This window comes from Cycloclasticus sp. (assembly GCF_019090545.1).
GTDB classification, from domain to species: Bacteria; Pseudomonadota; Gammaproteobacteria; order Methylococcales; family Cycloclasticaceae; genus Cycloclasticus; species Cycloclasticus pugetii.
The window spans coordinates 18,011-32,990 of record NZ_JAHRVT010000041.1 but is presented as its reverse complement, the minus strand read 5'-3'; the positions used below and the strand labels follow the sequence as shown (position 1 = coordinate 32,990).

Here is a 14,980-nt window from a genome sequence, read left to right as displayed (position 1 = left end):
TAGCCGCCCTACTTTCTTTAAAAGGTAGCACCTTGGCAATGGCCTTAGGGCTTATGCCATAAAAATAACTAATCCCCAGTCTAGTACGTGGTCATTTTTGCATTCTTTAGGTGCATTTTCTCCGCGGTCAGCCCATACGTTGATTTGTAAATCTACTAGCCCACCACCCGATGCTAACGGTGTTTTTTTCAATACTGATATTTCGCTACGTAAAATATCGTCTTCAAACACGGGGGCTAGGTGATTACAGTGCCGCCAAGCTAATATTGACAAGGTGTTTGGCAGGGCTCTTATTAGTTGGGCTGCTGCCATCGAGATAGTATGCCCACCATATACCAAGCGTTTGCCATAAACGCTGGCGCCAGCGTCTGTATGTGTCATAGCTAGGTTAAGCGTTGTTCTGGTTAGTTCTGGCGCGGAGGTTACTGTGTCCCTTGCTTTAATTTTAAATAAAACGTCTGTTTCTACTTGGTCAAAATGGATGCCCGCAAAACGCTTTTTATACGTTGCCAAGTCCCAGTCTGTTGGTACTGCCTCTACCAAGCTTTGCGTAGAAATATCAGACGGCATAATATCTAAGTCATCTGCATGGGTGGTTTGTACTTTTGGATCACGACACGGCACCATTGGGCAGCGCCAAAAATGCAAAATTTCTTCACCCCGTTGGTTTGTGGTGGTAATTTCAAGCCCCACCATACCTGTTGAGGGACGCCCGCCTTTGACTTTATTTTGCCGTAAGGCAACAATTTTTGTCGTTGTGCTTAAAGTATCGCCAATATAGACCGGTTTTTTAAGAACCAAGCCTCTATAAAACAAATTACCCATTACATTTTGCGTGGCATAGGTTGTTTGCCCTATCGCAAAACCCATTGCCATAATAGCGTTTGCTAACGGACGATCTGAACCGGTTATTTCGTGTGTTAAATGACGATCTAACGGCAGCCTTAAACGATCACCAAACAACATTTGATGCAAGGTTGCATGGCCATCGGTAATGGTTATGGATGGCGGTTCTTCTAGGAACTCGCCAATTGTAAAGTCTTCAAAATAAGGGCCATCAATTAAAATCTCTTTCATGCGTATAAGTCTCTTATTATTGCGCCATTTGATAGCGCCTTAAAATACTCTGTTGGGCGCGAATAACAGGCAGGTCAATCATTTTATTTTGGAAGGTAAATACCCCGTGGCCTTCTTTTTGAGCAACATCCCAAGCCGCTAAAATAGCTTTTGCTTTGTCTACTTCATCCAGTGTTGGGGTATACACTTTGTTAACAATGGGCACTTGGTTGGGGTGTATGCATAGCTTTCCAGCATACCCAAGTTTTAAGCCTTTTAAGGTGTCATCGTGTATTGCTTTTTCATCGGCAATTTCTAAGCAAACATTATCAATAGGCGATGCGCCAAACGCTCTTGCCGCTAAAGCAACTTGACAGCGTGACTGGTAAATAACCCCTTCACTGGCATCGGCTTCATTAAGCGCCATATCGGCAGCAAAATCCACATGACCAAAACAAATAGAGTCTTGCGGTGTTACTGCCTTTGAAATAGCCGCTACATCCAACACGCCTTTTGCTGTTTCAATAATAACAAACAGCGCAATATCGGCTTTATTAAAATATTTTTTTACCGCATTAACGTCTTCTGACGTTTCGCATTTTGGCAACATCACTGCACTATTACCAGCCGCGACAACTGCCTTAATGTCTTCTTCAAACCAAGGTGTAGAAATGCCATTGATTCGCACAATCAATTGTTTGCCTTTAAAAGCAGACGACTTTAAGGCCTCTACCACCTGTTGCCTTGCACGCAGTTTTTCATCGGGCGATACGGCATCTTCCAGATCAAAAACAATCGCATCTGCAGGAATGTTCGCCGCTTTATCTATGCGTTTTTGAATCGCCCCTGGAACAAATAAAATCGAGCGGCATAGTTGTATAGTGTTAGTCATATTATTTATATATTTATTATTAAAAACGCAGCAAACCAAGGCTTTTCAAGCGCTATAGTTTAATAGCATTTCATCAGTCATTAGGTTTGTTTTTTAATTGGCTAGCTGATACATAGCGTTGCTATCAACACTTTTAATAAACTATTAGCCTATAAATACCATCGTGCAGCATTAACCGTTGTTATTGAAGTTAATCTTTATTATTTCTTCATCCGGCATCTGGGTCACACACTTTTCTTTTCGTCCATTTAACGTAATATTCACAACACCATTGCCAAATTGATAGATTAACCCATCGTTATCATCGTGGCGCTATGCTGTATTTGTTCTGTTTGAGCGGTATAATTGCTTAACAATCTATCAAACAATCGTTAGTTTGTGAAGCGCTTTAATCTGCTTCAAAATCTTAAAAGCAAAGACGCAACAATACACTCATGCAAAAAAGGAAACGTATGCCAAATCACTTATTTTCACCCATTAAAATCGGTTCTTTAAGCTTAGCTAACCGTTTCATAATGGGCTCTATGCATACTGGGCTAGATCATAGTGACGATCCTTTTGGCCGCTTAGCTGTTTTTTATAAAGAACGTGCAGACGGCGGCGTTGGCCTTATTGTTACCGGTGGTGTTTCGCCTAATGAGCAAGGCTTACTCAGCCCAGGTTCAATGAAACTAACAGACCCTGAGCAAGTTGCCGATTATAAAATCATTACAGATGCTGTACATGAATCAGGTAGTCATATTATTTTACAAATTCTTCATGCTGGGCGTTACGCAAAGCAAAAGAACCTAGTTGCGCCCAGCCCTATTCGTTCACCTATTAATAAATTTGAACCCAAAGAAATGTCTGAGAAGGACATTCTAAGTACCATTGACGATTACGTAAATTGTGCCTCTCTTGCGCAACAAGCTGGTTTTGACGGCATTGAATTATTGGGTTCCGAGGGTTATTTCCTTAATGAATTTACCGCCTCACGTACAAATCAGCGAACCGATCAATGGGGCGGCAGTTTCGAAAACCGTGCTCGTTTTTCATTAACAGTATTGCAATCGATTCGAGAAAAAGTAGGTTCTCAATTTTTTATTCAATACCGCATGTCAATGCTCGATCTGGTTGAAGATGGTTGGACTATTCATGAAGCGCAACAATTTGCCCAGCTCTTAGAGGCTAACGGTGTCGACTTGATCAACACGGGTATTGGTTGGCATGAGTCATCTATACCAACCATTGCGATGCAAGTTCCACGAGCTGCCTTTAGCTGGGCTACCCGTATGATTAAACAAGTGGTCAATATCCCTGTTGCCGCTGCCAACCGGATTAACACCACCGAGGTGGCCAACACGCTTATACAACAAGGAGATGCCGACCTAGTCTATTTATCTAGGCCTTTTTTGGCTGACCCTGATTTTGTTATTAAAGCCCAGCAACAACGAAGTGATGAAATAAATAGCTGCATTGCCTGTAATCAGTCTTGCCTAGATAATTTATTTAATTTTAAAACTGTTAGCTGTTTGGTAAACCCGCGTGCCTGCCACGAAACAAAAATGCCCAAATTACCACCAGCCCCTAACCCACAAAATATTGCCGTTATTGGTGCTGGGGCGGCTGGTTTATCTTTTGCTATTGAAGCTAAAAAACTTGGTCACAACATTACGTTGTTTGACGCTTCTGCTGATATTGGTGGACAAATGGCTTACGCACGTAAGGTACCGGGTAAAGAAGAGTTTGATGAATTACTTCGGTATTTCAACGTTATGCTTAAAAAATACCACGTTAATACTCAGCTAAATACGACGGTCACCTTAGCGCAGCTAAACGATGCAAAGTATGACTCAATTGTCATCGCTGCTGGTATTAAGCCACGCAAACCAAATATTCCAGGCATTCATCGCCCTAATGTCTTTAGCTACGAAGAGGCCTTTAATTCACCAGAGAAAATAGGTCAAACCGTGCTTATAATGGGTGCCGGTGGCATTGGTTATGATATGGCTGAATTTTTAACCCATCAAGATGACGGCCTAGAGCCCATTGACTCGTTTAACAAACATTGGGGAATTGATCCAACAGGTCTTCAGTCTGGTGGGCTAAACGCGTCAGTTAAACCGATAATAAAAAGCAACCGTACTGTCACGATTTTACAACGTAAGGCTGGAAAGTTTGGGCGTACGCTTGGAAAAACAACCGGCTGGATTCATCAAGCAGAATTGCAAAAACGTGGTGTTAAATTGCTTGGTGAACTTAATTATATAAAAATTGATGAAACAGGCTTACACATAGAAAAAGAAGGAACCACTCAGTTATTACACGCTGACAGCATTGTTATTTGCGCAGGCCAAGAATCACGCGATGAACTTGCCCAACAACTTGGCGATTTAGCTCCCAATGTATACAAAATAGGCGGCGCTAAAGAAGTACGAGAACTTGATGCAGCACAAGCCATTAGCGATGGCATTAAACTCGCCTACACATTAAGCACTTAATCAACATTCAACCACAACTTAACTTAAGGAGACATCCATGTTAGATGCCTACATTTACGATGGAGCAAGAACTGCTTTTGGAAAATATTGCAGCTCACTGGCACACGTCCGACCGGACGATTTAGCCGCTAGCGTTATTAAGGCGCTGGTTACACGAAACAATATTGACCCATTATTAATTGACGATGTTATTTTGGGCTGCGCTTGTCAATCCGGTGAAGATAGCCGAAACGTAGCACGTTATGCGACATTAGCCGCAGGCTTACCTGTCGAGGTAAGCGGGCAAACCGTTAATAGGCTTTGTGGCAGCAGCTTAGCCGCAATTATTGACGCCGCTCGTGCTATCTCCTGTGATGAGGGTAGTTTATTTATTGCCGGTGGTGTTGAAAGCATGACACGTGCCCCTTTAACCTTTAACAAAAGCAACACCGCATTTAGTAAAGACATTACGGTTTACGACAGCGCCATTGGTGTGCGTTTTCCAAACCCAATAATTGGAAAACTATATGGTCACGAAGCCATGCCAGAAACTGCTGATAACGTCGCTAAAGCTCTGGGTATTACGCGTGAGCAATGTGATGTTTTTGCTTATCAATCACAACAAAAATGGGCTGACGCAACAGCGAAAGGCTATTTTGATAAAGAAATAATTCCCGTTAACATTCCACAAAAACGTGGCAAACCTGACATTATTGTCGATAAAGATGAGCACCCACGGGCCGATACAAGCTTAGATAAAATGGCCAGCATGCGCACGCTTTATGAAGATGGCGTTGTTACTGCCGCCAATGCATCTGGTATTAATGATGGCGCAGCGGCTTTAGTTATTGGCTCACGTGCTTATGGTGAACAACATGAGCTTAAACCTATGGCCCGTATTCTAGGCGGCGCATCAGCGGGTGTTGAACCATCGATGATGGGATTAGGCCCCGTGCCTGCCTGCCAAAAATTATTAAAACGACTGGGTTTAACACTTCAACAAATGGATATTATCGAAGTGAATGAAGCGTTTTCTGCGCAAGTGCTTGGTGGTTTAAAACAACTGGGTATTGCCGAAGATGACCCCCGTATTAATCCCAACGGTGGCGCTATTTCTGTTGGTCATCCACTAGGTGCGTCTGGTGCAAGGCTTGCGATAACTGCCAGCCATCAACTACAACGCACACAAGGTCGTTATGCTCTTATTACAATGTGTATTGGTGTTGGGCAAGGGATAGCAATGGTTATTGAACGTTCTTAACGGGCGCTCCGCTACGTTTATTTAAAACGTTTAGTTAAAAAGGGGGTGTATTAAACACACCCTTTTTTATGCTGCGCTTGAATACCCTATTGACTAGCATAGAAGAACTCTAGACACCTTAACGCCTTTCATTTTTTAACAAGCCAGCTGGGACCTTAACTGGCATTTTTAAAATTTGCTGTGCGTAAGTTTTACCCTGTGTATCTATATTCATGGAACTGACCCCTCCTCCCCCTAGTGCATCATGCAAGAGGAAATTAAACGCATCGATACCCGGCAAATAAAAACGTTCTACGCGGCCTTTTACTACATGAGAAAACCAATCAGATACTGTCTGCTCGGTTAAGGCTTGAGCAATATACGGCATATATTCAGGCCGACGTGCAATCACCCCTATATTGGCAAAACGTCCTTTATCACCACTTCGCGCGACCGCCAGTTTAACCAAAGGTACTTGTATCGCATTTTTATCACTTTGCCTTACTATTGGGTCAGGCTTACGGTGAACCATATTGTCATTAAACGTATTACCAGACGCTTGTGGGTAGGTTAACGGCTTACCCTCTACCTCAACCACGGCGTTTACTAAATTTTTATCAATTAGAAATGAATATAAACTAATCACTGGCGACACCTTAGGCCGGCCTGCCTGACCAGCTGCACAACGCCCCGTCGTCATATTTAAAATAACGCCCATTACTTCTCTTGAAAATAAAGCAACCGCATCACGCTTATCATGATGAACCACTATTCTTAATACTATTTCTTGTATCTCTTGCGGTATAAAAAAGTGTTCTTTATTCCATAACGCATTAGCGCCTAAGTAGTTAATTGAATGTTGTTTAAAGTTTGCGTAACCGGCGTTAGCCAACAGTTTTTCGCAACGCTCTAAAATTGCATTGGCCGTTAACTCGGCTTTTTTTAATACATCAAAGCCCGTTAATAGCTGCGTATAAACGGCGCGATAACCATCTAAATAAGTCGCCGAGACTTTATATTGAGCGCTTGGCGGATAGCCAATAGCGCCCGTAACTAATACCCGATCAATGCTTTGTTCGGTTAATTTAACCTGCGAAAAATCACAAACAACATCGGGTAAGAAATAGGTTTGCGGATCGCCTATTTCATACACCAATTGTTCTGCAACAGTCAGCTTAGAAACCAAGCCCCCCGTTCCGGCAGCTTTTGTAACAACAAAATCACCACTTTCATCACATTCAATAATGGGGTAGCCCATGTCAGCCCAGCCATCACAGCTGTCATGCCAGTCGGTAAAGTTACCTCCTGTTACCTGACAGCCACATTCGATTAAATGCCCTGCTAATGCCCCCATCGGCAGTTTATCTAAGTCATCAACCGACCAGTTATATTCATGAATCAAGACCCCTAATGTGGTGGCTGAATCAACAACACGACCGGTAATGACAATATCTGCACCCGCATTGAGTGCCGCCGCTATGGGGAAAGCGCCTAAATAGGCATTAATGCTGGCTAGTTTGTTGGGAAACGGTTCGCCAGTTTCCATTTCAGTTATGCCAGATACGCGTAATGCAGCTTCTTTTGGCATTAAATTATCACCATCAACGGTGCCAATTTTCAGTGCTAAGCCTTGCTCATCTAAAATGGCTTGGATCGCCTCTTTACACGCAGGTAAATTGACACCCCCTGCATTGGCAACGACTTTTACCCCACCTTCGGCGATCTGTTGTAAATTAGGTTTCAGTATTTGTTGCACAAAATCAGTTGCATAGCCAAGCTGTTCAGATTTTGACTTTGCATTCGCCAACAGTGACATGGTGACCTCGGCCAAATAATCATAAACCAAATAATCAACATTACCTTTTGTCAGTAATTGTTCTGTTGCATAGGCGCTATCACCCCAATAGCCAGAAGCACCACCAATTTTGATTTTATTCATCGTTAGCCAGCTCATTGGTGACGATATCTATCAACGGCATATTCACTTCTACTTGCTGATTAGGCTTTATATAAACGCCCGTTACCAGGCCGTCTTGTTGGGCCATAAGCTCTTGGTACATTTTCATTGACTCAAGCACTAACAGCACATCACCCTTGTTAACCGTGTCACCTTTTATCACCTTAACCTCGGCAATTTTTCCACTCATCGGTGCGATAAGGTTTGCACCGAGAGTGTCTTGGTTTTGTTTTTCTGAAAATGATAATTTTTCAAACATCGCGACCTGTGAACGATTATCAATATAAACAGTGTGTCGCTCATCTAGCGCAACATTAAGCTTGCAGCAAATACCATTAATCTGAAGCAATAGCTCGCCATCAGACTCCGCTAAAATAAGGATATTTTGTATTTCATCATCGCCGTATTCAACACGGTATGCAGAACCGTCTTGGAAAACCGTAACGTCACGTTGTTGTTGCTGGTATTTCAACCTGACCGGCCAGCTGAGGGTGCCAGTACTTCGCCAACCTGTTGTGCCGGGCATTCGCGATAACAAAATGGCGGCTATTGCCCACATTGAGTCACCCGGCACCTGAGCCGCCTGTTTTTGTTGCGCGGGTAGGTATTGCTCTTCAATATACCGCGTGGTTGCCTCAGCATTCATGAACGCAGGGGTTTCTAACAAGCCCAGTAAGAAAGTTTTATTACTAGGCAAACCTAATAAAACTGTGTCTTTTAAGGCCCGTGTTAAGCGCCTAATCGCTAGTTCGCGCGTAGCACCATAGGCAATAATTTTTGCCAGCATTGAGTCATAATAAGGACTAATAATTTGCTCATTGACAATTCCATTATCAACTCTAATACCCTTAGCGACTGGCATTTTCCACTGCCTTATACGCCCTGTTTGCGGCATAAAATCGCACTCACAATCTTCAGCATATAAACGCACCTCAATGGCATGCCCCTTTAGCTCAATCTCATTTTGTTGTAGCGCTAATGGTTCACCAGCCGCTACTGATAACTGCCATTCAACTAAATCTAAGCCTGTTATCAATTCTGTTACTGGGTGTTCAACTTGTAGGCGCGTATTCATTTCCAAAAAGTAAAATGATTGATCCTCACATAATAAGAATTCAACGGTACCGGCACCAATATAATTAACCGCCTCAGCCGCTTTTACTGCGGCATCACCCATTTTTTTTCGTAAGGTGGCATCCATATTCGGCGCAGGTGCTTCCTCAATAACTTTTTGATGCCGTCGCTGCATCGAGCAGTCTCGTTCACCCAAATAAACCGTGTTACCAAGTTGATCTGCAAATACTTGAATTTCAATATGTCGGGCCTTTTCAATATATTTTTCAAGCAGTAATTCATCAGAGCCAAAACTGCTAAGTGCCTCTGCTCTAGCCGCTTCAAGTTCTGTTATTAAGCGTTGTGGGTCTTTAACAATGCGTATACCACGCCCACCACCACCGGCAGCTGCTTTAACCATCAACGGGTAACCGACACGGTTAGCTTCTTTTTGTAACGTTGGGTTGTCTTGCGAAGGTCCATCATAGCCTGGCACTAGGGGTACATTTGCCTCAAGCATTTTATGTCGGGCAACCGTTTTGTTTCCCATAATGGCCATTGCCTTCGAATCCGGCCCAATAAACACTAAGTTAGCTTCTTCACAACGCTGTGCAAATTCAGCTGATTCGGATAAAAAACCATACCCCGGATGGATAGCCTGAGCATTAGTTTTCAGCGCTGCGGCTATTATTTTGTCAATATTTAGGTAGGATTTTTCAACCTCTGACTCACCAATACCTATCGCTTTATCAGCGAGTGAAACATGCAGTGCTTCACGATCTGCCTCGCTAAAAACAGCAACCGTTTCATAGCCCATCTGTTTAGCCGTTTTAATGACCCTAACGGCTATCTCTCCACGATTCGCAATCAAGATAGTATCAAAATGATTCATTAGTCAGTCCATCCAGTGCGGTTTTCTTTTTGCAACAAAGGCGCGATGTCCTTCGCGACCTTCATCTTGCTTGTTTAGTCTGGAAAAAACATCTGCCGAAAACTCAATCATCTCATCATCAATTTGATTAGCCACCTTATGCATAATGTCTTTTGTTGCGGCACATGCCTTAGGTCCACAACGTTCTACTTGTTGGATCACAGACTCTAATTTATCGCTGAGGGCTTCGTTAGAATCGGCAAGGTATTGCGCTATGCCTAAGCGATATGCTTTGTCGCCATTAATCCTTTCACCGGTTAATGCCATTTGCTTAGCAGGTGTTAAGCCAATTCGCTGAACGACATAGGGAGCAATTTGCGCAGGTGCAATTCCTAATGTTGTTTCTGGCATGCCCAGTGTTGCATCACGATGAACCAACGTAAGGTCTGCCAAACACGCCAAGCCAAAACCACCGCCCATTGCCGAGCCTTCCACAACTACGATTAAGGTTTGCGGTAAGCCAAAAAATTTTTTAAATAGCTGCCCCGATCTAATATTTCTGTCACGCGCAGGGTCTAGGTGTTGAGCCGCATGATCGGTTTGGTTTTTACGTTCTTTAATATCGCCACCGGCGCAAAAATGACCACCGGCACCTTGCAATACAACCAGACGAATTGCTGCCGACTTAGCTAAAAAATCGGCCATTTGATGTAACTCGTCATTCATCTGATCGTTCATTGCATTACGCCGTTCAGGCCTATTTAACGTAATGTATAGACGCCCGTTCACATGCTTTAGTAATAACGTGTCCACCTTGGGTAGATTAATCATTTTAAATCCTCGCCACGCCAAAGGTATTGGCATCTAATTTGGTTTCACGCCCTTGAACAACAATATCAATCAGCTCGGCAAGCAAACGACGACTTTTACGTGGGTCAATTATGCCTTCATCCCAAACCTGTGAGGTGCAATAAAATGCAGACGAAACACTTGAGTAGTAGTCTAAAATATCTTCTGTTTGCTTGGCTAAAAACGCTTCATCAATCGGCTTATTATTCGCTTTTTGTTTATTTTCATAAACAATGGACATCACCGTTGCGGCTTGCTCGCCCCCCATTACGGCCAATGTATTAGTGGGCCAGGCAAATAGAAAGTCTGGCTCAAATGAGCGGCCCGACATAGCATAATTTCCTGCACCAAAGGCGCCACCAATATTGAGTGTTATTTTAGGCACAGTGGCATTCGCCACCGCTTGAATAAGCTTGGCACCATTTTTTATCATGCCATTTTGTTCATGCTCAATACCAACGATAAAACCCGTAGTATTTTGTAAAAAAATCAACGGTTTATTTGATTGGCAACAGAGTTGAATAAACTGTGTCGACTTACCGGCTCCCTTATTAGTAATAGGGCCATTATTTGCAATAATGCCGCAATGTTGACCTTCGATTTCTGCAAAACCGCAGATAGTAAACGGATCGTAATTCGCCTTAAATTCAACAAAGTCAGAATCATCAACCAAGCGTGCAATCACTTCACGGCTGTCGTAGGGTTTATGATAATCAGCCGGCACAATGCCGCATAATTCATCAATATCGTATCGCGGTTCTTTATAAGTTTTTTTTGCCGTTGTGGTTAGGCGGTTATTCCAATTTAAACTTTTTACAATTTCTCGGGTCATTTCAAGCGCATGCGCATCATCTTCAGCTAGGTACTCGGCAAGCCCCGATTCACTAGCATGCATCTCAGCGCCACCAAGCTCTTCTTCCTCAGCTATTTCACCGGTTGCTGCTTTTAATAATGGTGGGCCAGCAAGATAAGCTCGGGCTTTATTTTTGACCATCACCACGTAGTCTGACATGCCAGGTATATACGCACCTCCTGCGGTAGATGCGCCATGCACTACCGTAATTTGCGGAATACCCGCGGCAGACGCCTGTGCTTGTGACATAAACCGGTGTCCGGCCAAGTTAAACCCAAGGTGTTGTAGAAATAAATTTCCTCCCCCGCTTTGCACTAAACAAATAAAAGGCAACCTAGAGGTACTGGCAATCTCTTGCGCGCGACGTAATTTTTTATACGCATGGGGCATGTTTGTCCCCCCTTTAATCGCCGCATCATTGACATACACCATACACCTTGTGTTTTCTACAAAACCGATACCAACAATAATGCCCGCACCATAAACATTTTCTTCGCCATCATCGTCATGTTGGCCTAGGCCAGCTAGCGTACTAAGCTCAATAAAACTGGCACCTGGGTCTAACAACATGTCTAAACGCCTTCTCGGTAATAACTGCCCTCTTTGCTCAAAGACTGCTTGCTTTCTTTGTGAGGCTAGATGCACCTTATTTTCGAGCTTATTTAACTGATCGATCAGCTTTAATAACTCTTTCCTATTGTTTTTAAAGCCATCGCTTCGGGTATTTACCTTACTTTGTATAACAGCCATAACGTTTACTTAGCTTAGTGATGATGGGTGAATACCCATCCGCTTTGAAACAATTTCAAGCATCACTTCGTTTGCTCCCCCACCGATTGAACAAAAGCGCGTATCACGAAAAATACGGCTAATTAAGTTATCCCACATAAAACCTTGCCCACCCCAGTATTGCAGGCAGGCCGAGGGTATGGTTTGTCCTAATTGGCCAACTTTAAATTTAGCCATTGAGGTGAGCATATCGACATCTTCGCCGTTGATATACTTTTCACAAGCATGGTAGATAAGCGCGCGAACAGCCTGAATATCGGTTTGCATTTCTGCTAATTTAAAATAAATATCTTGATTAGCAATTAACGGTTTACCAAATGCTTTACGCTGCTTTGTATATTCAATCGTAATATCTACCGCATCTTGAACTTGACTCAGGTATTTAGACATCGCAAAAAAACGTTCTTCTTGAAACTGTTTCATTTGATATATGAAGCCGCGCCCCTCCTCACCGATACGGTTAGTAACCGGCACTCGTACATCATCAAAGAATAATGGTGCGGTGTCCGAGCTATGCGCACCTAGTTTTTTTAGGCGTTTACCACGCGTTACGCCTTTAGCATCCAGTGGCACAATGATTAGCGATTTATTTTTATGGGGCCCCTTATCGCCACCGGTATTACATAACAAACAGACCCAATCAGCTTGCGTTGAAGTGGTAATCCACATCTTACTGCCATTAATAACGTATTCGTTACCAATACGGCGTGCTTGCGTTTTAATTGAGGCCACATCTGAACCCGCACCTTCTTCACTCACACCAATACAGCCAACTGATTCCCCTTTGATTGCTGGAACCAGAAAATTACGTCTTAATTCATCACTGCCATAATTTGCCAATGCAGGTGTGCTCATATCTGTTTGTACACCAATGGCTGTTGAAATTCCCGAGCAGTTAATTCGCCCTATTTCTTCGGCAAACACTAAGGAATAGGAATAATCTAATCCTAAGCCTCCCCATTTTTCTGCCTTATTAATGCCGAGAAGTCCTGCGTCTCCCATCTTTTTAAATAACTCATGAGCAGGAAAAATACCGGCTTCTTCCCATTCATCAACAAACGGGGCAATTTGACGCTCAACAAAAGTTGATACCGAGTCACGTAACATGGCATGTTCATGGTTAAACAACATAGTTAATTATTTTTATTATTGGGTTGTTCAGTATAAACAGAAAAATATCAAACTAACAACAGTTAGGTTAAATACTGCAATACATTTTAGATATTAGTGAGTTAGATCAATACTTATTTTTGGCAGGGTCGAAGGGATAACCTTCTATTGCAGAAAGACTTCGATGCCAAACGAAACAATTAAATTTGCAGATATACGTTATGAGTTAATAGCGCAACACACCACTAATCCATTGATGATTACACAGATTATCGACGTTTATGACAGCGGTTTTTTATTAAGCGCGAGTCCCTGTGTAAAAACACAGGGACTCGCGCAAGCACTAGAGGTTTTAAACGCCGTCGAACGGTATGCTTAGCAACATTCAGCTAAATAGCACTTTGACTAACAAATTTTACAATTCTATAGGCATCCAATCCCTCATAGCCACCTTCACTTCCATAGCCTGATTGACGCCGTCCGCCGAGTGGTGAGTCTAGAAAAACAACTGGGTAACCATTAATACCCACTTTGCCCGAATCTAAATCGTTACCCAGCTTATCAATGGTTTCTTGCGAGCCACTAAATGCATATGAAGCCAGTGCAAAATCAGTATTGTTGGCTTTTTCAATCGCTTCATCATAGCTGCTAAATTTATTAATAATTGCAATCGGGCCAAAAGGCTCTTCTTGCATTATTCTTGCTGTTGCTGGCACATCGGCCAATACCGTCGCTTCATAAAAATTTCCTGGACGATCAAGACGTTTACCACCCGTCATTAAGCGCGCACCTTTACTCACGGCATCTTGAACCAAATCATCTATTTCAGCAATTCTACGTGGGTTTGCCAAAGGCCCCATTTGAGTATCGTTATCCAAACCATTACCAATCCGAAGTGCTGCAAATTTTTCTGTAAAACCTGTTAAAAATTTATCGTATACAGCCTCTTGCACAAAAAACCGTGTCGGAGAAATGCACACTTGTCCTGAGTTACGGCTTTTAGTCGTTACTGATAAATCAATTGCTTTGTCTAACTTCGCATCATCAAAAACCAATACGGGCGCATGACCACCCAGTTCCATCACACAGGGTTTTGCCTGATCTCCGGCTAACGCAGCCAGTTTTTGACCGACAGGTGTTGAACCGGTGAACGATATTTTTTTAATAACCGGTGATTCAATTAGTTTTTTGCTAATCAGCGAAGAATCACCCATAAGTATGTTAACCACACCTTTCGGTAAACCTGCCTTATCAAGTGCATCAACTACCGCCATAAATGAAACTGGGGTTTCTTTTGCGGGTTTAACAATAACCGAACAACCGACAGCTATCGCTGAGGCCATTTTACGCGTTGCTAATGAGGCTGGAAAATTCCATGCAGGAAACGCCGCCACAGGACCTATTGGCTCTTTACGCACGGTTCTGTCTACAAAACCATTTAACTCAGGCAAGGTGCGGTCATCATGGTCCGCAGCTGCCGTAGAACACCATTCCAATAGACATGCGCAATTTTCTACCTCGCCTTTTGAATCTGCAAGCGGTTTTCCATGCTCCATCGTCATACAACGTGCGGTGTGCTCAGCATTTTCACGAAGAATCGCTGCGGCACGGTGCATAATTTCAATTCGTTCGTCATAACTTGTTTTACGCCATTGTTCAAAAGCGGCTTCAGACGAAGCAAGTGCACGCTCAATCTGCTCTTCATCTGCGATAGGAAATTTAGCTAATACTTCATCTGTCGCTGGGTTTAGTACCTCACCATAGCGACTGGTTTGTGTTACCCACTCACCATCAATAAACAAAGCAGGTTGTGTATAGTCATTGTCTTGCATGTTTGTTCTCCAAATAATT

11 protein-coding genes are annotated in these 14,980 nt (G+C 43.0%); 3 read left to right on the top strand and 8 right to left on the bottom strand.

What is annotated here, in order from left to right; genetic code table 11:
- Nucleotides 1–51: 51 nt before the first annotated feature.
- Together KUG63_RS10325 and KUG63_RS10320 are read right to left on the bottom strand one after the other, a co-directional pair.
- Nucleotides 52–1,077, bottom strand: coding sequence for a MaoC family dehydratase (locus KUG63_RS10325; RefSeq protein WP_020162206.1), 1,026 nt, complete (start codon nucleotides 1,075–1,077; stop codon nucleotides 52–54).
- Between the two features lie 16 nt (nucleotides 1,078–1,093).
- Nucleotides 1,094–1,948, bottom strand: coding sequence for an HpcH/HpaI aldolase/citrate lyase family protein (locus KUG63_RS10320; protein WP_287555227.1), 855 nt, complete (start codon nucleotides 1,946–1,948; stop codon nucleotides 1,094–1,096).
- 452 nt (nucleotides 1,949–2,400) lie between these two features.
- On the opposite strand from KUG63_RS10320, the gene KUG63_RS10315 reads away from it, so the two are divergent.
- Nucleotides 2,401–4,428: an FAD-dependent oxidoreductase gene (locus KUG63_RS10315; protein ID WP_287555224.1), complete on the top strand. Its 2,028-nt coding sequence runs from the start codon at nucleotides 2,401–2,403 to the stop codon at nucleotides 4,426–4,428.
- Nucleotides 4,429–4,465: 37 nt separating this feature from the next.
- Nucleotides 4,466–5,668 (top strand): acetyl-CoA C-acyltransferase, encoded by a 1,203-nt coding sequence (locus tag KUG63_RS10310; RefSeq protein ID WP_015006024.1) that lies wholly within the window; start codon nucleotides 4,466–4,468, stop codon nucleotides 5,666–5,668.
- A gap of 118 nt (nucleotides 5,669–5,786) precedes the next feature.
- Here KUG63_RS10310 and KUG63_RS10305 read toward each other — a convergent pair whose 3' ends face one another.
- From KUG63_RS10305 to KUG63_RS10285, 5 genes are read right to left on the bottom strand one after another with little or no spacing between them, the layout of a single operon-like run.
- Complete coding sequence (locus KUG63_RS10305; protein ID WP_287555221.1) at nucleotides 5,787–7,586, bottom strand: acyclic terpene utilization AtuA family protein; 1,800 nt, start codon at nucleotides 7,584–7,586, stop codon at nucleotides 5,787–5,789.
- Nucleotides 7,579–9,549: an acetyl/propionyl/methylcrotonyl-CoA carboxylase subunit alpha gene (locus KUG63_RS10300; RefSeq protein ID WP_287555218.1), complete on the bottom strand. Its 1,971-nt coding sequence runs from the start codon at nucleotides 9,547–9,549 to the stop codon at nucleotides 7,579–7,581. The genes KUG63_RS10305 and KUG63_RS10300 overlap by 8 nt, the downstream gene beginning before the upstream one ends.
- Before the next feature lie 3 nt (nucleotides 9,550–9,552).
- Nucleotides 9,553–10,359, bottom strand: a complete 807-nt coding sequence (locus KUG63_RS10295) for an enoyl-CoA hydratase/isomerase family protein (RefSeq protein ID WP_287555216.1) — start codon at nucleotides 10,357–10,359, stop codon at nucleotides 9,553–9,555.
- Nucleotide 10,360: 1 nt separating this feature from the next.
- Nucleotides 10,361–11,980: an acyl-CoA carboxylase subunit beta gene (locus KUG63_RS10290; RefSeq protein WP_015006028.1), complete on the bottom strand. Its 1,620-nt coding sequence runs from the start codon at nucleotides 11,978–11,980 to the stop codon at nucleotides 10,361–10,363.
- Nucleotides 11,981–11,989: 9 nt separating this feature from the next.
- Nucleotides 11,990–13,150 carry an acyl-CoA dehydrogenase family protein gene (locus KUG63_RS10285; RefSeq protein WP_287555213.1) on the bottom strand — a complete coding sequence of 387 codons (1,161 nt, stop codon included), beginning with the start codon at nucleotides 13,148–13,150 and terminating at the stop codon, nucleotides 11,990–11,992.
- A 163-nt stretch (nucleotides 13,151–13,313) separates the two neighbouring features.
- On the opposite strand from KUG63_RS10285, the gene KUG63_RS10280 reads away from it, so the two are divergent.
- The gene (locus KUG63_RS10280; RefSeq protein WP_015006030.1) at nucleotides 13,314–13,508 is read left to right on the top strand and encodes a hypothetical protein; all 195 of its coding nucleotides are present in this window, start codon (nucleotides 13,314–13,316) and stop codon (nucleotides 13,506–13,508) included.
- Between the two features lie 10 nt (nucleotides 13,509–13,518).
- On the opposite strand, the gene KUG63_RS10275 is transcribed toward KUG63_RS10280, so the two are convergent.
- Nucleotides 13,519–14,961 carry an NAD-dependent succinate-semialdehyde dehydrogenase gene (locus tag KUG63_RS10275; protein WP_015006031.1) on the bottom strand — a complete coding sequence of 481 codons (1,443 nt, stop codon included), beginning with the start codon at nucleotides 14,959–14,961 and terminating at the stop codon, nucleotides 13,519–13,521.
- Between the last annotated feature and the right edge of the window lie 19 nt (nucleotides 14,962–14,980).